General features: G+C 60.3%; 17 protein-coding genes and 2 pseudogenes. 11 read left to right on the forward strand and 8 right to left on the reverse strand.

The window, feature by feature from the left end; translation table 11 throughout:
* The first annotated feature begins 44 nt into the window (after positions 1–44).
* The 4 genes from ACW176_RS11070 (at position 45) to ACW176_RS11085 (ending at position 5,140) form a co-directional block, all read left to right on the forward strand.
* Positions 45–1,313, forward strand: coding sequence for a Coenzyme F420 hydrogenase/dehydrogenase, beta subunit C-terminal domain (locus ACW176_RS11070; protein WP_492109163.1), 1,269 nt, complete (start codon positions 45–47; stop codon positions 1,311–1,313).
* A complete protein-coding gene (locus tag ACW176_RS11075) occupies positions 1,310–2,599 on the forward strand; it encodes a hypothetical protein (RefSeq protein WP_492109164.1) in 1,290 nt (429 codons plus the stop codon). The genes ACW176_RS11070 and ACW176_RS11075 overlap by 4 nt, the downstream gene beginning before the upstream one ends.
* 238 nt (positions 2,600–2,837) lie before the next feature.
* Positions 2,838–3,980 carry an acyltransferase family protein gene (locus ACW176_RS11080; protein WP_492109165.1) on the forward strand — a complete coding sequence of 381 codons (1,143 nt, stop codon included), beginning with the start codon at positions 2,838–2,840 and terminating at the stop codon, positions 3,978–3,980.
* A 71-nt stretch (positions 3,981–4,051) separates the two neighbouring features.
* Positions 4,052–5,140, forward strand: a complete 1,089-nt coding sequence (locus ACW176_RS11085; RefSeq protein WP_492109166.1) for an acyltransferase family protein — start codon at positions 4,052–4,054, stop codon at positions 5,138–5,140.
* 262 nt (positions 5,141–5,402) lie between these two features.
* Here ACW176_RS11085 and tnpC read toward each other — a convergent pair.
* The 3 genes and pseudogenes from tnpC to ACW176_RS11100 form a co-directional block, all read right to left on the reverse strand.
* Positions 5,403–7,068: pseudogene (gene tnpC, locus ACW176_RS11090) on the reverse strand (IS66 family transposase).
* 40 nt (positions 7,069–7,108) lie between these two features.
* On the reverse strand, positions 7,109–7,486 hold the full coding sequence (gene tnpB, locus ACW176_RS11095; protein ID WP_492109167.1) for an IS66 family insertion sequence element accessory protein TnpB: 378 nt from the start codon (positions 7,484–7,486) through the stop codon (positions 7,109–7,111).
* Between the two features lie 122 nt (positions 7,487–7,608).
* Positions 7,609–7,806 carry a transposase gene (locus ACW176_RS11100; RefSeq protein WP_492109168.1) on the reverse strand — a complete coding sequence of 66 codons (198 nt, stop codon included), beginning with the start codon at positions 7,804–7,806 and terminating at the stop codon, positions 7,609–7,611.
* Positions 7,807–7,920: 114 nt separating this feature from the next.
* On the opposite strand from ACW176_RS11100, the pseudogene ACW176_RS11105 reads away from it, so the two are divergent.
* Positions 7,921–8,808: pseudogene (locus ACW176_RS11105) on the forward strand (IS3 family transposase); the annotation flags it as partial.
* Positions 8,809–8,983: 175 nt separating this feature from the next.
* Here the strand turns inward: ACW176_RS11105 and ACW176_RS11110 are convergent.
* Entirely contained in the window at positions 8,984–9,286 is a 303-nt protein-coding gene (locus tag ACW176_RS11110) for a hypothetical protein (RefSeq protein WP_492109169.1), read from the reverse strand.
* A gap of 479 nt (positions 9,287–9,765) precedes the next feature.
* Between ACW176_RS11110 and ACW176_RS11115 the strand changes: the two genes are divergently transcribed.
* Complete coding sequence (locus ACW176_RS11115) at positions 9,766–10,191, forward strand: hypothetical protein (RefSeq protein WP_492109170.1); 426 nt, start codon at positions 9,766–9,768, stop codon at positions 10,189–10,191.
* A gap of 649 nt (positions 10,192–10,840) precedes the next feature.
* On the opposite strand, the gene ACW176_RS11120 is transcribed toward ACW176_RS11115, so the two are convergent.
* Both ACW176_RS11120 and ACW176_RS11125 read right to left on the reverse strand, forming a co-directional pair.
* Complete coding sequence (locus tag ACW176_RS11120; RefSeq protein WP_492109171.1) at positions 10,841–12,058, reverse strand: tyrosine-type recombinase/integrase; 1,218 nt, start codon at positions 12,056–12,058, stop codon at positions 10,841–10,843.
* A gap of 234 nt (positions 12,059–12,292) precedes the next feature.
* Positions 12,293–13,651 carry a tyrosine-type recombinase/integrase gene (locus ACW176_RS11125; RefSeq protein ID WP_492109172.1) on the reverse strand — a complete coding sequence of 453 codons (1,359 nt, stop codon included), beginning with the start codon at positions 13,649–13,651 and terminating at the stop codon, positions 12,293–12,295.
* Positions 13,652–13,880: 229 nt separating this feature from the next.
* Here ACW176_RS11125 and ACW176_RS11130 point away from each other — a divergent pair, with 229 nt between their 5' ends.
* The 5 genes from ACW176_RS11130 to ACW176_RS11150 all read left to right on the forward strand — a co-directional run bounded on the left by ACW176_RS11130 (position 13,881) and on the right by ACW176_RS11150 (position 17,708).
* Positions 13,881–14,255, forward strand: coding sequence for a c-type cytochrome (locus ACW176_RS11130; RefSeq protein ID WP_492109173.1), 375 nt, complete (start codon positions 13,881–13,883; stop codon positions 14,253–14,255).
* A gap of 66 nt (positions 14,256–14,321) precedes the next feature.
* Positions 14,322–15,602 carry a Xaa-Pro dipeptidase gene (locus ACW176_RS11135; RefSeq protein WP_492109174.1) on the forward strand — a complete coding sequence of 427 codons (1,281 nt, stop codon included), beginning with the start codon at positions 14,322–14,324 and terminating at the stop codon, positions 15,600–15,602.
* Positions 15,603–15,687: 85 nt separating this feature from the next.
* Complete coding sequence (locus tag ACW176_RS11140; protein ID WP_492111914.1) at positions 15,688–16,686, forward strand: methionine ABC transporter ATP-binding protein; 999 nt, start codon at positions 15,688–15,690, stop codon at positions 16,684–16,686.
* A complete protein-coding gene (locus tag ACW176_RS11145) occupies positions 16,683–17,342 on the forward strand; it encodes a methionine ABC transporter permease (RefSeq protein ID WP_419320599.1) in 660 nt (219 codons plus the stop codon). Before ACW176_RS11140 ends, ACW176_RS11145 begins: the two co-directional genes overlap by 4 nt.
* 9 nt (positions 17,343–17,351) lie before the next feature.
* Positions 17,352–17,708, forward strand: coding sequence for a hypothetical protein (locus ACW176_RS11150; protein WP_492109175.1), 357 nt, complete (start codon positions 17,352–17,354; stop codon positions 17,706–17,708).
* Here the strand turns inward: ACW176_RS11150 and ACW176_RS11155 are convergent.
* Positions 17,705–17,953 (reverse strand): hypothetical protein, encoded by a 249-nt coding sequence (locus ACW176_RS11155; RefSeq protein ID WP_156111248.1) that lies wholly within the window; start codon positions 17,951–17,953, stop codon positions 17,705–17,707. The two genes, ACW176_RS11150 and ACW176_RS11155, sit on opposite strands and share 4 nt — an antisense overlap.
* A 41-nt stretch (positions 17,954–17,994) precedes the next feature.
* Positions 17,995–18,396 (reverse strand): winged helix-turn-helix transcriptional regulator, encoded by a 402-nt coding sequence (locus ACW176_RS11160; protein ID WP_492109176.1) that lies wholly within the window; start codon positions 18,394–18,396, stop codon positions 17,995–17,997.
* Positions 18,397–18,444: the final 48 nt, after the last annotated feature.

Consider the following 18,444-nt stretch of genomic DNA (forward strand, 5'->3'; position numbering starts at 1 on the left):
AGCAATTCAAGTTTACTCAGCGCCATCCAAGTATGCGGGACACCATGAACGAGATCGAGAAAATCGTGGACTCTCGCCAATGCATCGGCTGCGGGCTGTGCGAGGCGATCGGGTCGGAAAACGGCGTTCGGATGGAGTACAATGAAGAAGGCTTCCTCCGTCCGACCGGGGTGAAAAACCTAAGCCGGGCTCAAATCGTCGATATTCTGGGGGCGTGCCGCGCGGTTAATTCGGATTACGTTTCCGACTCGGCCAAGGCTTTGGCTCCAGGCCAGTCGCACGATCCCATGTGGGGCAGCTACTACGATTGCAAGGCGGGGTATGCGACAGACCCGGCTCTTCGCCATCAGGCATCTTCAGGCGGTGCGATCTCGGCAATAGCCGCATGGCTGCTGGAGACAGGCGCCGTGCAGCGCGTCCTGGCTACCGACTATCAAACGGCCAACAGGCTTAAAACCGAATCGAGGCTCACTTCGGACCGAGCTGACGTCATAGCAATGTCGGGATCAAAGTATTGTCCGTCATCGCCCCTCAGCCTTCTGGCGGACGTTTTGGAGCAGGACGTAAGAGTTGCGCTCATCGGGAGGCCTTGCGATATAAGCGCCGCACGTTTGGTTGTTGAAAATAATCCGATCCTTCGGGAAAAAGTGGTCGCTCTGATATCATTCTTCTGTGCTGGAACGCCAAGTCATTCGGTCAACGTTCAACTTGTAAAAAAACTTGGCGAAAGCGACGTCCGTAAACTCGTGAGTTTCAAGCATCGCGGCGACGGCTGGCCAGGCTCGACGACCGCAGTGACGGATGAAGGTCGAGTCCTGAGTTGCACCTATGCGCAGTCGTGGGGCGGCGTCCTCAACAAAGATCTTCAGTTTGGGTGCAAAATCTGCGCCGATGGCGTCGGTGAGGCGGCTGATATTGTCGCCGCAGACGCTTGGTATGGCGATGAGGATGGCTATCCGGATTTTACCGAGTCGGAGGGGCGCAGCTTGGTAATGACGCGGACCTCATTAGGGCAGCGCCTGTTGCGCCAGGTTGAAGAAGCGGGGGCTTTTGCTTCCGAGCCACTGGACAGCCGATTGATCGACAAGATGCAGCCCGGGCAGCTCAAGCGCCGCCGCTACCTAGCAAATCGCGTATTGGCACTGCGAATGATGTTTCAGCCGACCCCCCGCTACAATCGACGAGCTCTGACTCAATATCAAAGAGGCGTCAGCTTGAAGGACCGAGTCTCGGCCTTTGGAGGCACGGTTTGGCGCCTTCTAAAGAGTAAGTGGAGGTCCTGGCGCAGAAATAATCAAGAGTACGTATCATGATATCTAACACCGGAGCTCCAGTCGCCAAACACCTGCCGCGTGGGGAAGTATTGTCCTATGCGTCCGGAAAGATAAAACTTCTTCCGGCGCTGGCCGCCTTCGCCCTTATATTAATAACGTCCAGAGCGCTTTTTGTGAACGGCGATGCCGGAAACCCTGTAGCAATAGTATATTTTCAAGAACTTTACTATGCGTTCGTCTTGGTCTACGCAGTTCTGCGCACATTCATTATAGAAGATGTCGATAGCAAAGCCTTGGGTCTGGGGCTTTTATTGTTCACCCTATTCGCCATAGGGCTATCCTCCATGTTCTCGTTGCTGCAATTCGGCCAACCCATCTATTTTGGGATGATCGAGGAGCGTCGGATTCTGGCGATACTCGGGGCGTTGCCGCTTGTGGACTCGGTCAGAATGGCTCGCATGGATCGCGCCAATTTTGTCAAGCTAATCTATGCCGTAATATTCTCAGTATTTGCGCTTTCTCTATATGCGCAAACTCAGATGGATCATTTTTCCTTCGATGGTCGAGCTCGGCGATTCCGAACTATCGCATTCTTTTTTACCTTTGCGCTAATATTCTCGACGATTAATTTCCTATTTAGGAAGAGACTAATTGATGTCGCAGTCATACTAATTTCCGCGTACACTCTCGTTTTTATTTCTCAGACGCGTGTAACGATGCTTTGTGCAGCGGTCGTGGTATTGGGAATCTTCCTATTTTATAACAAAGTAAGTGCAATTTTACTGTTTATAATCGCAATGTGCGGACTTGTATTTTTTTCACTGCAGTTTACTTCCGAATTCCCTTTGTTCTCAGCGTTCAGTGACATTGGATCTGATGGGTCCGCTATAGTAAGAATAAATACTATAAATTTCCTGTCCGGCATTTCAGCAGAAACTCATTATATGGCAGGGATCGGTTCCCTCTCATTGAAATACAATGGCGGCTTCCATGAGATGTTTTCTGGTAAGTTTGGGAGGCACGTATTTCTGTCGGACATTGGAATCGTCGGAGAATATTTGAGATATGGAATAATATATTTCGCGCTTATTTTTTGCTTGGGGGCCCTAATTTTCCGGGTCGCGCCGACATCTTCTCGCTGGGCGCGATTTGTCTTTAGCTCCCTCATAGCGTTTTGCGTAATCGCCTCGCCCACGATGGCAACGTTTACGGCCCAGGGCGAGTTCTTATCGTTGGTTATCGCCTTCGGCGTCCTGGACAAATGGTTTTCAAAGTCGGCTGTTTTTTCTGGGGGGGGCTCGGCTAACGCGACGTCGAACGCGTAGAGCGCGTGGGGAAGGTGGGGCCATCAATAGGAAAGGGGGCGGATCTGGGTAGCTGCTCCCTGCGGTCATTTTTTCCAGGCAGCTTGCCTGAATTGGCCCGTGTTCACTCCCGTGGCGTGTGATGCTTGCTAGGTCCTAGATGCGCCCTGTATCGTAATCAAAGAGCCCGACTGGTGATGCGGTAGGGGTGTAGAACTGGTGCTTTCCGTTTCGTCCTTCACGCAAGTTGAAATGATCTATGGGCCCGACTAAATCACCGAGTGATGAGCATCTTTCGCCTTCAGCAGGGCCCGCCGATATCCCGTCGCTGAGAGAGGGCGGGGTGATTTCCAATTCAACGGCTGAGCTTTTCCGTAGTTTTACTCTGGGTGATAGGGCTCAAGGCAGGCAGAACAATTTCAACCTATTGAGGATGTTGGCGGCTGTCGGGGTCCTGATCTCTCATGCCTATCCGCTTAGCCTCGGAAAAGGGTGGGCTCAACCGCTCGAGCGCGAGTTGCAAGGCATCACGCTTGGACTCCTGTGCGTTATAGTCTTCTTCGCAGTCTCTGGCTTCTTCATCACTGGCAGCTTTGATCGTAGAGCGGGATTACTGCCCTTTGTTAAAGCCCGTGTTTATCGAATTTTCCCGGCTCTAGCGGTTGTTCTGATCTTGACTATAGTCGTCGCCAGCATGATCAGCAGCGCGGCGCCAAACATTTTTTGGCCAGCCGCTGCGGAATTCCTGGTTCGCAACCTCACCCTCGTGTCCCTGAAGCAAGACTTACCTGGCGTGTTTGCCGATAATCCGTATGGAAACTCGATTAATGGTTCACTTTGGACCTTGATATTCGAGGTGTCTTGCTACGTAGGCGTTGTAGTTGTCGGGCTTTTGGGAATATTTTCTAGGCGTAGAATTTTTCTCGCATGCTTCATTCTGCTTTCTGCTGCATATCTGTTTTTTGTGAATATTGACTCATACAAACTTCTGGAAAAGGTAATGTTCTTATCTCTTCCATTTGCTGTTGGCTGTGGGTTTTATGTCGCGAGGAGCTCGATAGTTTTATCCATGAAATATGTGGTCGCCCTCGTAGTTGTTTCCGTCATTTCCTATAATACAGTTTTTTTTGAATTTACTTTTACTGTGGCAATTTGCTATGCGACCTTCTTCCTAGGGTACGCCAAGTTTCCGTTACTGGCGAGGTACGGGCAGCTCGGCGATTATTCTTATGGAATTTACATCTACGCATTCCCGGTTCAGCAATCTGTTGCTGCTTTCGGAATCGTTTCGCCATGGCAGAATATTGCGATCGCTCTTCCAATAACATTGGCGCTTGCGGTGCTGTCTTGGCATTTCGTCGAATCTCCAGCCTTGCGCCTAGTGCATCGTCGCAATTTGTAGGCGATGATATTGCTATTTGTAGTATATCGGCGTTCTGAAAACGGTACCGTATTTCTACTTGGGAATTTAACGTGAAAAAGCATCTCTTCAGTCATGTCCCAGAGCTGGATGGCATAAGAGCGATCGCGGTTTCCTTGGTGGTTGTCGGCCATTTGGGCCTGAGGAACTTGGTTCCCGCTGGATTCGGTGTGACGGTCTTCTTCTTTCTCTCCGGGTTCTTGATCACTTCTCTTATGAGGGCTGAGTTTGCCTCTGATGGCAAAGTGTCTTTGCCATCATTCTTCTTGAGGCGAACCGTAAGAATATTGCCCCCTCTCTACATAACATTCGCTTTTGCTCTGTTATTGTCGGCCTTTCATTTAATTCGATCACCAGAAACTTTCGGTGCAATTGTTCTGCAGGCCACCTTTTTACATAACTATGAACATCTCTTCGGGTATGGTTATGGCGTACCGATACCGCTCTGGTCGTTACATGTTGAAGAGCATTTCTATCTGCTGTTTCCGCTGATGTTTGCGGCGCTATACGGAAAATTGGGACCTAAGCGACTTGCCGCTCTCTGCGCAGGCCTGTGCGTTATCGCTCTCGTATTTCGTTTTCAAAGCTACGGAGTCTCGCCGGAGTTTGCGCAAGCTAACTATACAATGAGCCATACTAGAATGGACTCTATACTTTTTGGTTGTATTCTGGCGTTGTGGAACAACCCACTTATCGATGATCAGCCCTATAAGCCGACCAAAGCCCATGTTATTGCGGCGACATTGTTGCTTTTGTCTACGTTCTTGTTCAGAGATGATGTGTTCAGGCAAACTGTTCGATATACTATACAGGGTGTAGCGCTAATTTTTCTGTTTTCATTTGCGCTTCAAGCTGGGGGCTATGTAAGACAAATACTTTCGTGCAAACCCGCGCAGATCATTGGTTTGCTGTCGTATACAATTTATCTCGTGCACATGATATTTATCGCGTTGTTTGAGACCGTTCTTCCCGAAATGAGTGCAGCTGAACGCGCAATTCCTGTGATCGCGCTGACGTTTGCATACTCTGCGGCGATGTATGTCGCCGTTGAACGACCGCTAGCTAGATTGCGAAAGTCCTTGGCCAGCCGGCAGTTCGCGGCCTCGCAGGCGAGTTGCCCCGAGAAGACGGGACCGGCTTGAGCTGAAATTCCCCGCTTGCCAACACTTGCCCAACCCGCTGTGGCGAGGCAGGACTTTTAGACGATGAATTGGGCAGGCGAGGGGGCGAGGGGGGCGGATCGTGCGTTATCCCGATCTGACATTTGTCGCCGATCCCGCTCGGACGCACACCAAGCCTTACATGTTGAGGGTGTCGACCACGGACATGAACAAGGCAGGCGCCCTGGGTAAAGAGGCGGTTCCTTGTCGTATGGTATTCCTCCGGTGAAGGCCGCGCAGGGATCTAAGCGGCGCGTCCAACGGTGGTCACAGGCTGCCAGTTCCAAGGCAACAGGTCATCGAGCTGCTGGTTGGGGTGCCCGGCGATACGAGCCAGAACGTCGGCCAGCCAGGCTTTAGGGTCGATGTCGTTCAGCTTGGCGGTGACGATCAGACTGTACATCACCGCCGCGCGCTGGCCGCCGCGATCAGAACCACAGAACAGCCAAGACTTGCGCCCCATGGCGACGCCGCGTAGCGCCCGCTCGGCGGCATTATTGCTCAGGCAGATACGGCCATCGTCGAGGAAGCGCGTGAACGCGGCCTAGCGCTTGAGCATGTAGTCGAAGGCCCGCGCCAGGTCGTGACCACGTGAGAGCTTGGCGCGCTGCTCGCGCATCCAGTTCTCCATCTCGGCCACCAGCGGGGCGCTGAGCTCCTGTCGCGCCGCAAGGCGCCGATCAGCGTCCTGGCCGTTGATCCCTCGCTCGATCTCGAACAGGGCGTCGATCCGCTGGACCATGCCCAGAGCGATCGGATAGATCACCGCCGGCACCGCGCCGCGAGCCTTGCGGCGCGCGTTCTGCTCCAGGTCAGCCAGCACGAAGAACGGCCGGCGCGCGCGCGCGCAGCATGCCGCCTCAAGGATCGGCCCCGGTGTTCGGCCCGGTTCATAGAGCTTGCCGTAACCGCCATAGGCGTCGGCCTGGAACAGGCCGGCATAACCCGACAGGTGCGCCTGCGGATGCTCGCCGCCTCGATCGGGCGAGTAGTAGAAGACCGCGCCCCGGCGGCGCCGATCCCGCAAACGGCTTGTCGTCGTGCACATAGACCCAGAGCCTGGCGGTGTCGGTCTTGCCTTTGGCCAACACAGGAACCGTGGTGTCGTCACCGTGCAATCTTTCGGCGGCAAGCACGTGAGCCTCCAGCCGCTTGAACAGCGGCGCCAGTACCGCCTGCAGGCCCCGACCTGATCGGCCAAGGTGGACAGGCTGAGCAGCACGCCCTCGCGAGCATAGCGGTCGGCTTGCCGGTAGAGCGGCTGATGCTGACCAAGCTTCTCGAACAGGATCATCGCCAGCAAGCTTGGTCCGGCCCAGCCCCTGGCGATCACATGGAACGGAGCCGGCGCCTGGCCGATGGCCTCACAGTCGCGGCAGCTAAACTTCTCGCGTACATGCTGGATGACCTTCCAGGACCGGGGTACGACCTCCAGCGTTTCGGTGACGTCTTCGCCCAGCTTCGAGAGCCGCAGCCCGCCACAGCAGGCGCAAGCGGTCGGCCCCGGCACGACCACGCGCTCACGCGGTAGGTGCTCGGGGAAAGGTTGGCGTGAAGGCCGCTTGCGGCTGAAGGCGGCCAGGGTTGTGGTCCGGGCCGCCGCCATCTCGGCGGCCACCTCGTCTTCCGTCGCCGAGGCCTGCAGCTCCTCCAGTTGCAGTTCCAGCTGATCCAGCAGACGGGCCGTGCGCTCCGAGCCAGGGCCGAAGCGCTCACGATTGAGCTTCTTTATCTGGAGCTTCAGATGGGCTATCAGCGCCTGATCGTCGGACACTCTCGCCTTGGCCTCAGCGGCTTCGGCCTGGGCTCTCGCGGCTGCATCTTGCGCTTGCGCCGCCTCTGCTCGGGCGACCAGAAGCGGCCTTCAGCGCTTCGATGTCGTCCGGCAGGGCTGCGAGGTCAGCGTCCATGACCCAGATGGAATCATAAATTTCGCCGCTTGTGGCGCCTCTAAATGCAGGCCGATCCGACAATTTTTGGCCACCCGGCGGCAGACGGACGCCGGGTGTGTTGGGGGTTTCGCCGGTCGATGTCTTCCAGCAGATACGACATCTGACCCGCCGTCAGGGTCACCGCGCCATCGGCGCTGACCGGCCACACGAACCGCCCCCGATCAAGCCGCTTGGCGTAGAGCGACAGCCCCAGACCGTCGTGCCACAACGCCTTGATCAGTGAGCCGCCACGCCCCCGGAACACAAAGACGTCGCCAGCGAACGCATCTCGGCCAAGGCCTTCCTGCACCAGCAGCGCCAGGCCCTGCATCCCCTTGCGCATGTCCGTATGTCCAGCCGCGATCCACACGCGCACCCCCGAGGCGATTGGGATCATCGCGGGGCTCGCAGCGTCGTCGCGACCAAGCTGGGTGAAGCGTCGGCGTTGATGCTCACCCGCGCGCCGCCGACTAATTCAACCACAATCGCCGGCTCGGGACGCAATGTCGCCGGCGCCGGCTAATTGAGCAGGATCGCGGGCGCGAAAGCCGGTGTGGTAACCGTCGCCATCGCCTCCTGTCGCCACTTGTAGATCAGGCTGGTGGAGATCTCGTGTTGCCGGGCAATCTCAATCACGACCGCGCCGGGCGCGAACGCCGCTTCCAGCACAGCGCGTTTGGTTGCCTCCGACCAACGCCGACGGCGCTCTGGGCCCATGATCAAACTCGAATGGCCCATGCCCTGCAGCTTTGCGTACTCGTAAGGACGTCCTTACTAGCACAGCATCAGCATCACAGACGCCTCGGCAAGGTGGCCTTCACCGGAGGGCTACAGCTCAAGCGCATGCTGGACGACGCGATGCTCGCCAACGTCGCGCTGAAGGATCTGCTGGGAAAACAGTGGTGACGCCCGCCGCGCATCGGGAGGCTGCCGCCTATCTGCAGTGGGCCTACGAAATGAGCGAGCGGCGGGCGTGCCTGGGGCCGGGCGCGGATCGGACAAGCGTGCGCTACAAGGGCGCTCGGCACGACGACGGCGTCCTGCGCGAACGGCTGAGGACCCTGGCCCAGGAGCGTCGTCGGTTCGGCTATCGGCGGCTGCGCGTGCTGTTGCGGCGCGAGGGCACGCGGTCAACAGGAAGCGTGTCCGGCGCTCTATCGCGAGGAGAAGCTGACCGTGCGCCGGCGCGGCGGGCGTAAGCGGGCGATCGGCACGCGGCGGCCTCTGGAGGCGGCGCTGGCACCGAACCAGCGCTGGAGCCTGGACTTCGTGTCCGACCAGATGACAGACGGCCGCCGCTTCCGGATCCTCACGGTGATCGACAACTGCACGCGCGAGTGCCTGGCCCTGGTGGCCGACACTTCGCTGTCAGGCCGACGGGTGGCGCGTGAGCTGGACGCCATCATCGCTCAGCGCGGAAGGCGGCCCGACACCATCGTCAGCGACAACAGCACGGAATACACGTCCAACGCCATTCTCGCCTGGGCCGACGACAGCGGCGTGGGTTGGCATTGCATCGAGCCCGGCAAGCCCCACCAGAATGGTTACAACGATAGCTTTAACGGCCGGCTGCGCGACGAACTGCTGAACGAGACCCTGTTCCGGTCGCTGCCGCACGCTCGCGCCGTGCTGGAAACCAGGCGGCGCGACTACAACGAGCGGCGGCCACACTCAAAACTCGGCTGGATGACGCCCGGGGGGTACGCCCGCGCCTTCTGAGGAGAAACCGGCCGGCACGCTGCGCAGGCTGATAGCTCCGTGCACCGGCCTCGTGCCACCACCAACACCCAGGCTCAAATCAACCCAGGACTCTTATTATGGCTGGATGAGAAATGGGGGTCACGTCACCCCAATGGTCCCAATTTCACGCCACGCCCTTTTACATGACGATGGGCTACCGGCCCATTTGGCGAAGGATCTGATGGTTCTTCGTCATTGTCTGAGGCGTGGCGTTGCTACGCAGTAGAAGCAAAACCTCTAGCCACGCTGCATCCGAAAGCGATGAACTGACGGTCGTTCGACTGCCCCCTATTCCCTCCATTGCGATGCGAATTGCGATGAGTTCGTCCGAGATATCGGCGCGGTCCATGCGGTCGCGGAGATAGTCGGAAAGCGTCATTTCGCGAGACGCGGCGTCTAACTCGTATTTCAGCTTTTTTTCGCGATCGAGCCGCACCGTGACGGAAGAGCGGGCCATGGTCACTCCTAGTGTACATTGTAGGACATGTTGTCTAACAATTCACATTGAAAAGACAGAGGAATTTGTCGAAATGACTTACGCCGTGACTTACATTTTTTCGGCGCCTATAAAAATACATGAACAATAACAAGGTCATAGGTGCACCGGGAGGTGCGTATGGTGTATCGCCGATTTAAGGGTTTTTTGCTCCGGAGGCTGACGATTTTGAAGCCTAAAAAGGGGGTCTAGACCAACTGATCGCGCCAGCGATCGGTCGCAAGGGACATATTGGGGGCATGGGATACGAAATGGGGACAGAATGGGGACAATTATGAGACATATCTAGACCGCCTAGGAAGCAAAAGGGTCACTATGGAGACGGAATAGAGACAGAAAGGGGACGGAAGGGGGACAATATGAATACAGGTCAGCTTGCGAGAGATCACCGAGCATGAGACTCAAGGCCAGACTGGTTCAAACGGGGGCAAAGACGCGACTTGGCCACGCTAGAAGATATTCGCCGAGCACTCCAAGATCTGCCGCCAAAGAGCCTTGCGGCAAAGCTGCGGCGTCTGATGCCCGACATCGATCGGCTCGTTCGATCCGGCGTCAGTCACGCCGCTATTCGCGACACCCTGGCCGCTCAAAACCTGGAAGTCAGCGCCGAGACATTTAAAAAGAACCTGGCCCGCTGGCGTCGCCAGAATGCGATCTCGCCGCAAGTCGGGCCCGCTCCCGCGCCGCTGGTCATCAAGCCGAACGCCAGTTCGCCTGACGTTTCAGCAGTTGGGACGCGCGATGAACCAGAGATCCCGGCCGCCGACTACGAGCGCCCTTTTGACCTTAAGAGGATCATGGCAGAGGCTGATCAATACGTCTCCAAGCCCAGGCCGCTTTTTCGCAGCCTCAAGCCCCGGGGCTGACGCTGTGATAAAAAAGGCGGACGTATCACGGACCCCAGGGCGTCGATCAAGCACCGTTCGATGGGCGAAATGGTCTTAACGGTGCGCACTTAGTCTCTCTCTAGCGCCACTGGGCCGTCGTTGAAACGGTGCTTGCCTACCACAAGGTAGAGGTCTTGCGAGGTTTGCCACCAAGGCTTCAAGCTAGGAAATCCGGGCTGCCCTGCGCCCGATCAACACCCCCTGCGTAAGCAGAAGGCCAGCTCCGAAAAGCTAGCATGGGCGTCCACTGAAACGAGAGAGGATCAGGGGCACCCAAATCAGCGCCTTACTCCAACTGGTGCGGGCGGCCGGAATCGAACCGGCATAGCCTTGCGGCTGACGGATTTTCGTACCACTTCGGCTTTAGCCGCCGGTCCGTTGGTCGGGCCGTTCGTGGTCTGGACTATCCCTTCACCCTGCTCTGGCACGCCAGAGTTTAGGTGCTGCCCGTCTAGTCTCTACACCTTCCCCCGGAGGGGCTTGGCTCGGGATCGCCATCTGACAGGGTTCCCCGAATTTGAGCAGTTCTACGTCCTGAGTTTCCCCTGGCGCACTCAATCCTTGGCTTAAGTCCGTTGCGTCTACCAGTTCCGCCACGCCCGCCTAAACCGAGCCGAGCTATAGTCGGCTAGGTTCGGGGCGTCGAGGGCTTCGAGCGTGCGCGAGAAAGACCATGCCGAACGGCTGTGTTCGCCGATCGGGTCGGCGAGGGCCGCGTCTTGCGTACATTGATCGCCGAGGCGTCGATCATGTTTTTGATATGAGCCGCGTAATAGGTCTCGATCATCTCGACGCTCGTTCGGCAGTTCTTGGCGACCTGGTAGATATCAGCGCCTTCCATCAGGCGCATGCAGATGTAGGTATGCCGCAGGCTGTAGATGGTGCGCGATTGACCCTCTCGATCCACCTTCAGGTTCAGCTCCTCAAGAACGGTGTTGAAGAGCTGCCGGGGGAATTGTGGAAATAGTCGGTCCGTCGGTTGGCCGTCGCTACGTGACTGAACGCGCTCGAACGGCGTCACGGCGCCTGGCATGCTTTTGCACCACCCCACCCCGCGCTTTCCTCTGACAGCAATTTCCAGAATGCGCTGGCCGGTCGGCTCATCAACCGTGACCGTGACGTCGCGAAATTCCAAACTCAGCGCCTCGTCGGGGCGCAGGCCTGTGTTGGCCATAAACAGGACGAAGTCGTGCAGATTTTCGCCGACGGCGCGCCAGCGCGCCGCTTTGGGGTTTTTGGCGCGCTCACGCGTGGCCTCGTAGAGGCGTTTGTACTCCTCCGGCGAGAACCATGCGCGGTGGGAAATTTTGCTCGACGCCCGATAGGGCGCCGAAAGATCTGGGAGTTGCTCCAGCCAGCGATGGCGATGAGCGGTCTTCAGCACCTGGCGAAGGCAGACGATCTCCTGGTGCAGAGTGCTGCGAGCGGGAGGTTTGCCGTTGCGCACGGTCTTCATACGATGAACCCGGTAATCTTGAACCGTGCCGGCAGTGATTTCACCCACCACCATCTTTCCGAAGAATGGGTTCAGGTGGTTCTTGATGCGCTTCCGATGGCCCTCGACATAGATGGGGCTGCGATCGCCCTGTGTGATGATCGCGAACTCATCAACGAAGCGATCGGCGACCTGGGCAAAGGTCTTGCCGGGCTTTAGGTCGCCGGAACGGTATTTGCCGAGCAGGCCGAGATACCAGTCGCTCGCGACGTCCTTGGCGCGCGCCAAGCTTTCTTCGCGGGTGGTCGAGCGTTGTTGCTGGCCCGCGACCGAGCAGGCGCACTGCCAATAGGGACTGCCGGAACGCCTATAGACCTGCACCTTCCCGTCCATGAGGTCGTGTCGCGCCATTGCCGCCTCGCTTCCTCACGTTTTGGAGGCGGGACGCTGCCAGCAAAAGGTTAGCGGCGGCCTTTCGCTTGGGGTTAGTGGTCGGTTGACCGTAACGGCGTGGACACGGTTGGGGCGGCGTCAAGGCGATGGCTGCGCTCCGTGCGGAGCGCGGACGCCACCGGGATGGACCGTTCGGTCCATCCCTTCGCCAATGGTCGCGTCGGCCGGTTCCGGCCTTTGGCGACCATTCGGTTAGGCGCGGGAGCGAGATCCTCGGACAGCTGCACGTACGGGCGGGGATTTGCGGACGTTAATCGCAGATGCATCGATCACGTTCTTGATGTGCGACGCATAGTAGGTCTCGATCATCTCGACGCTGGTTCTGCAGTTCTTTGCCACTTGGTAGATATCGGCGCCGGCCATCAAGCGGCTGCTGATGTAGGTGTGGCGCAGGCTATAGGCGGTTCGACGCTGTCCCTCACGGTCAACCTTCATGCCCAGCTCGCCCAGGATGGCGTTGAACAGCTCGTGTTGGAGGGACGGGAAAAGACGTTCGGTTGGTCCGCTCACGTTCTTAGCCTTTAGCCGCCTGAACGGCGTGACTGCTTCCGGCATGCTTTTGCACCAGCCGACGCCGCGTTTGCCACGCACGGCAATTTCCAAAATGCGCTCGCCGGAGCCTTCGTCGGTCACGATGGTGACGTCCCGATGCTCAAGCCGAAGAGCTTCGTCGGGCCGCAAACCCGTGTGCACGAGGAAGAGCACGCAATCGCGAAAATTCTCGCTGGCGCTGCGCCACCTTTCCTTGAGCGGGTTTCTGGCCCTCTCGCGAACGGCCGCCTCGAACAGTTTCCACTCTTGGGGTGAAAACCAGGCTCGATGGGAGATCTTTCCGGACTGGCCGTAGGGCGCCGAGAGGTCGGGCAAGTGGCTGATCCACCGATGGCGAATGGCGGACTTCAGCACCTGGCGCAGGCAGACGATCTCCTGGTGCAAGGTGCTGCGGGCGGGCTGCTTGCCATGCCGCCCTCCGTTCATTCGTTGGACGCGATAGTCCGAAATCATGCCCGATGTCAGCTCACCGACCGTGCACTCGCCGAAGAATGGAATGAGGTGGTTGGCCAGCCGCCGCCGATGTCCCTCGACATAGACAGCGTTGCGCTGACCACGGGTGAGGGTCTCAAACTCCACCATGAAGCGGTTGGCGGCCTCGCGAAAGGTCTGCTTCTGCGCGCGGGGCGATGGTTGGCTGGCGCGTGGCCGTGCCGACGGTTGCGGACGCCGCACAGGTTCCGAATTGACCACGCCGCCGCTGCCGCTCGTCACCGCCAGATACCAGTCCCGTGCGAACGCTGTCGCACGATTGAAGCCGTCTTCGCGGGTATTGGCGCGGTGCTGACGGCCGTCGACGGAGCAGGCGCATTGCCAGTTTGGGCTGCCGTTTCGCAGGTACAGCTGAACCCTGCCGTCCATGAGCAGGTAGCGATCTTCGCGAGCGGTCTGGGAGTGGGAAGGACTGTGTTGTGCTAGCGCTGTGCTAGGCGTCGCTGCGTCTTTTCGATAAGTCGTTGTTGTTTTTATGGATTTTCTAGCTTCGGAGGTGGTGCGCATGGGATTTTAAGTCCGGCGCGTCCACCATTCCGCCATGTCCCTGGGTAGCGGAACGGCCTTGCGCGTCCGTTTTCCCCGTCGAGAGCGCAGGGCGCAGCAGTCAGTGAAAAACGGACGCGAATGGCGGTCCGGGACGAAGGCGGGCGTGCTAACCTCGCCTTGAGCAGGATCAAAGCCTGCCTGTCGTCATTCCGAATAGTGGCTGACGCATCCTGTCCCGGAGACCGCCGTGCGCCGCCTGTTGATCGTGAGTTTTCTACTTGTCGCGGGTTGCGCGACGTCCGGTTCGCCTGGGCCTACGCCCGCGGCTGCCGCCGCGCCCCCGGCCGTGGCGGCTGATCCGGTGACGCGCGGACGGGCACTGGTCGAGACGCGATGCGCGGCCTGCCATGCCGTCGGCCTCTCGGGGGAGAGCAGCCTTTCGCCGGCTCCGCCGTTTCGCACCCTCAGCCAGCGCTATCCGGTCGCCAACCTGCAGGAAGCCTTCGCTGAAGGGATCTCGACGGGTCACCCGCAGATGCCGCAGATCGCTTTGGAAGCCGATCAGGTCAAGGATCTGATCGCTTATCTGGAAAGCATCCAGATGCCGCCGAAGACCCGCTGATCGGCCCTCGACGCGGGGCGATCCCATGCTAGCGTCGCCGTCCTGAATCATGGACGGGGACGGAACATGCGGGTTGGGATCAAGGCTCTGGCGATCATGGGCGCGCTCTGCGCCGGCGCTTCAGCCCAGGCGGCGCAGATCGAGGCGGTCAGCGCAGCGCGGCTGCTGGACGTGGCGTCGGGCAAGTATGTCGAAAATCCGATGGTGATCGTCACGGACGGCCGCATCACGGCGGTCGGCAAGAAGGGCGAACTGGCCATTCCCGCCGGCGCCAAGCTGATCGATCTGCCGGGCGCGACCCTGCTGCCGGGCCTGATCGACATGCACGTCCACATCGACAGCCTGGCCGAGGTGGGCGGCTATAACAGCCTGCAATACAGCGACGCTTTCTGGAGCGTGGTCCAGACGGCCAACGCCAAGGCCACCGTCGAAGCCGGCTTCACAACCATCCGCAATCTGGGCGCCGACCGCTTCAACGACGTGGGCCTGCGCGAGGCGATCGACGGCGGCTATGTGCCTGGCCCTCGCATTGTCACCGCTGGCTATGCGATCGGCGCGACGGGCGGCCATTGCGACTCCACCTACTTCCCGGCCTCGATGGCCCAGAAGGGGCCCTATGTGGCCGACGGTCCCGAGGAGGGCCGCAAGAAGGTGCGCGAGGTGCGCAAGTACGGGGCCCAGGTGATCAAGATCTGCGCGACCGGCGGGGTCTTCTCGCGCAACACCGAGCCGGGTCAGCAGCAACTGTCCCTGGCCGAGATGACCGCCATCGTCGAAGAGGCCCACATGTGGGGCCTGAAGGTCGCCGCTCACGCTCACGGCGCGGCGGGCATCAAGGACGCCATCCGAGCGGGCGTCGACACCATCGAGCATGTCAGCCTGGTCGATGACGAGGGCATCAAGCTGGCCGTCCAGAAGGGCGCCTGGTTCTCGATGGACATCTACAACACCGACTACACCCAGGCCGAGGGCAAGAAGAACGGCGTGCTGGAGGACAACCTGCGCAAGGACCGCGAGATCGGCGACGTGCAGCGCGAGAACTTCCGCAAGGCGATCAAGGCGGGCGTGAAAATGGTGCTGGGCACCGACGCCGGCATCTATCCCCACGGCCAGAACGCCAAGCAGTTCGCCGCGATGGTTCGCTATGGCGCCACCCCCCTGCAGGCCATCCAGTCGGCCACGGTCAACGCCGCCCAGGCCTTGGGCCAGGAGAAGGACGTGGGCCAGGTGGCCGTGGGTCGCTACGGCGACATCATCGCCGTCAATGGCGATCCGCTGACCGACGTGACCACGCTGGAAAAGCCGGTCTTCGTGATGAAGGGCGGGGCAGTGGTGCGCCAGCCCTGAGACACCTCTGGGAAAACGGCGTCGGGATCGCTAGTTACGGGCCAACGCTCCGCCATGGAGCCGCCAGCCCGGGATGCCTGACGCCGTGATCGCCTTCGAGGCTGTTTCCAAGACCTATGCAAAAGGCGGGCACGCCGCTCTGAGCGAGGTTTCGCTGTCGGTGAAGGCCGGCGAGGTGTTCGGCGTGATCGGGGCCTCGGGCGCAGGCAAGTCCACCTTGATCCGGCTGATCAACGGCTTGGAAAAGCCGACCGGCGGCCGCGTCGTGGTGGATGGCGACGATGTCGCCGCCCTGGGCGTCGAGGGCCTGCGCGCCCTGCGTCGCCGGGTGGGGATGATCTTCCAGCACTTCAACCTGCTGTCGTCCAAGACCGTGGCCGACAATGTCGCCTTCCCGCTGAAGCTGGCCGGGCGACCGGCCGCCGAGGTCAAGGCGCGCACCGCCGAGTTGCTGGCGCGGGTGGGGCTTGCCGATCACGCTGCCAAGTACCCGGCCCAGCTGTCGGGCGGCCAGAAACAGCGGGTCGGCATCGCAAGGGCCCTGGCGACCGGCCCAAAGATCCTGCTGTGCGACGAAGCGACCAGCGCCCTGGATCCCGAGACGACCGAGCAGATCCTGGAGCTGGTCTCCAATCTCAATCGCGAACTGGGCCTGACCATCGTGCTGATCACCCACGAGATGGATGTGGTGCGCCGCGTCTGCGACCGGGTGGCGGTGTTGGAGGCCGGGCGCGTGGTCGAGACCGGGCCGGTCGAGGACGTTTTCCTGCATCCGGCCAGTGATACGGCCCGCCGCTTCGTGCGCGAGGCGGACGGTGAGCCCGCCGCCGACGCGGCTCTGACGGGTCGTGTGGTGCGGCTGACCTTCAAGGGCGAGGCGACCTACAAGCCGGTGCTGGGCGAGGTGGCCCGCGCCACGGGCGTCGACTATTCCATCCTGGGCGGCCGCATCCATCGCCTGCGCGAGACCCCCTATGGCCAGCTGACCCTGGCCCTGACCGGCGGCGACGTCGGTGCGGCTATCGCCCGGTTCCAGGCCGAGGGCGTGCGCGTGGATGAACTTTCCGGGGAGACCGCCCGATGAGCGTCTCGAACATAGACTGGTCCGAGATCGCCCAGGCGACCCTCGACACCCTGACCATGCTGGGCGGCTCGATGGTCCTGACGGTCATTTTGGGTTTGCCGCTGGGCGTGATCCTGTTCCTGACCGGCAAGGGCCAGATGCTGGAGAACCGCGCGGCCAACGGCCTGCTGTCGCTGCTGGTCAATATCCTGCGCTCGGTGCCGTTCGTGATCCTGCTGATCGTGATGATCCCTCTGACCGTGGCCCTGGTCGGCACCTCGCTGGGCGTGCAGGGCGCGATCCCGCCGCTGGTGGCCGGCGCCGCGCCGTTCTTCGCGCGACTGGTCGAGACCGCCCTGCGCGAGGTCGATAAGGGCGTCATCGAGGCCAGCTTCGCGATGGGCGCCCGGCGTCGGCAGGTGGTGCTGGGCGCTCTGCTGCCCGAGGCCATGCCAGGGATCATCGCCGCCGCCACGGTCACGGCCATCGCCCTGGTGTCCTATACCGCCATGGCCGGCGTGGTCGGGGCAGGGGGCTTGGGCGACCTGGCCATCCGCTTCGGCTATCAGCGTTTCCAGACCGACGTGATGGTGGTCACCGTGGTGCTGCTGCTGATCCTAGTGCAGGCGCTGCAGATGGTCGGCGACACGGTGGTGCGCCGGGTTTCACATCGCTAGAAGGCGGCCATGACCAACGACATCCCCATCCTGTCCGAGCCGCCCCCAGAGCACTGGGACGAGGCCTTCGCCAAGGCCCTGATCGGCAAGACCCTGCTGGTCGGCCTGACCTTTCTCGACGACGAGGGCGAGGTCACCGAGCGCCAGCAGTTCTTCGGCGTGGTCATCGAGGCCGACGACCGTGATGGCATCTTGCTCGACCTGCTGGGCGAACACGACGGCGACACCTATGCCCTGCCGCCCCAGACATCCAATATCCTGGCCGCAGAACTTGGTGTGACGAGTCTCGAGGGCGATACGCCGGACTTCGTGGTCAACTGGGCGATCCACGGATCACCCGATGAGCCGGCCAACGACGAAGGCTAGGCCTGGTCGAAGGGAAACGGCAGCCGGCCGGCCTTGAACAGGATGTCGGGGTTCTCGTCATAGTCGCCCAGCTCGACATCGGCCGAGGCGGCGAAGGCCACCACGCCCTCGCGCAGCGGCGCCAGGCGCTCGGCCTTGCGGCGCGCCTCGGCGGCGTCCTTGCAGCCGATCTGCTGCTCGGCCTTCAGGCCTTTGCCGCGCCCGGCGATATAGGCTTGCACGATGTAGACGGTTTCCTTGGCCATCCCCTCTCAGGCGACCTGTTCGGGGCGGTGGTCAAGCTCGCTTAGGAGACGATCTGGCTGTCATAGGCCGCGCGCGCCTGGCGGATCGCCGGATGATGCGCCTCGGCCCAGCCGATCAGGGCCGCCAGAGGCTCCAGCAGGCTCTCGCCCATGTCCGACAGACGATACTCGACGCTGGGCGGCAGGGTCGGAAACACCTGGCGGGTGATCAGGCCGTCGCGCTGCAGATCGCGCAGGGTCTGGGTCAGCATCCGCTGGCTGATATCGGGCACGGCGCGCCTGATCGCGTTGAAGCGTTGCGGACCGTCCGCCAGGACGATGATCAGAAGGGTGCTCCACTTGTCGCCCAGGTGGTCCATGACGTCGCGAACCGGGCAGGCGCCGGCCGGGACGGCCTGGCCTTGCCACTGCTTCAGGCGTTCGATCAGCTGTTGAGCGCTCATCAGGCGGTTCCCTTTTGCATACCTGGTCCCGCGAAACTGCCTCCTTCA

The organism is Caulobacter sp. FV1ye13L (assembly GCF_058681155.1).

What these genes read in the sequence shown, in the direction of transcription:
- ACW176_RS11100 (WP_492109168.1), bottom strand. Translation starts at nt 7,806, where the DNA reads ATGGGCCCAGAGCGCCGTCGGCGTTGGTCGGAGGCAACCAAACGCGCT.
- ACW176_RS11135 (WP_492109174.1), top strand. Translation starts at nt 14,322, where the DNA reads ATGCGGGTTGGGATCAAGGCTCTGGCGATCATGGGCGCGCTCTGCGCC.
- tnpB (WP_492109167.1), bottom strand. Translation starts at nt 7,486, where the DNA reads ATGATCCCAATCGCCTCGGGGGTGCGCGTGTGGATCGCGGCTGGACAT.
- ACW176_RS11120 (WP_492109171.1), bottom strand. Translation starts at nt 12,058, where the DNA reads ATGGCGCGACACGACCTCATGGACGGGAAGGTGCAGGTCTATAGGCGT.
- ACW176_RS11145 (WP_419320599.1), top strand. Translation starts at nt 16,683, where the DNA reads ATGAGCGTCTCGAACATAGACTGGTCCGAGATCGCCCAGGCGACCCTC.
- ACW176_RS11150 (WP_492109175.1), top strand. Translation starts at nt 17,352, where the DNA reads ATGACCAACGACATCCCCATCCTGTCCGAGCCGCCCCCAGAGCACTGG.
- ACW176_RS11125 (WP_492109172.1), bottom strand. Translation starts at nt 13,651, where the DNA reads ATGCGCACCACCTCCGAAGCTAGAAAATCCATAAAAACAACAACGACT.
- ACW176_RS11160 (WP_492109176.1), bottom strand. Translation starts at nt 18,396, where the DNA reads ATGAGCGCTCAACAGCTGATCGAACGCCTGAAGCAGTGGCAAGGCCAG.
- ACW176_RS11110 (WP_492109169.1), bottom strand. Translation starts at nt 9,286, where the DNA reads ATGGCCCGCTCTTCCGTCACGGTGCGGCTCGATCGCGAAAAAAAGCTG.
- ACW176_RS11075 (WP_492109164.1), top strand. Translation starts at nt 1,310, where the DNA reads ATGATATCTAACACCGGAGCTCCAGTCGCCAAACACCTGCCGCGTGGG.
- ACW176_RS11080 (WP_492109165.1), top strand. Translation starts at nt 2,838, where the DNA reads ATGGGCCCGACTAAATCACCGAGTGATGAGCATCTTTCGCCTTCAGCA.
- ACW176_RS11070 (WP_492109163.1), top strand. Translation starts at nt 45, where the DNA reads ATGAACGAGATCGAGAAAATCGTGGACTCTCGCCAATGCATCGGCTGC.
- ACW176_RS11155 (WP_156111248.1), bottom strand. Translation starts at nt 17,953, where the DNA reads ATGGCCAAGGAAACCGTCTACATCGTGCAAGCCTATATCGCCGGGCGC.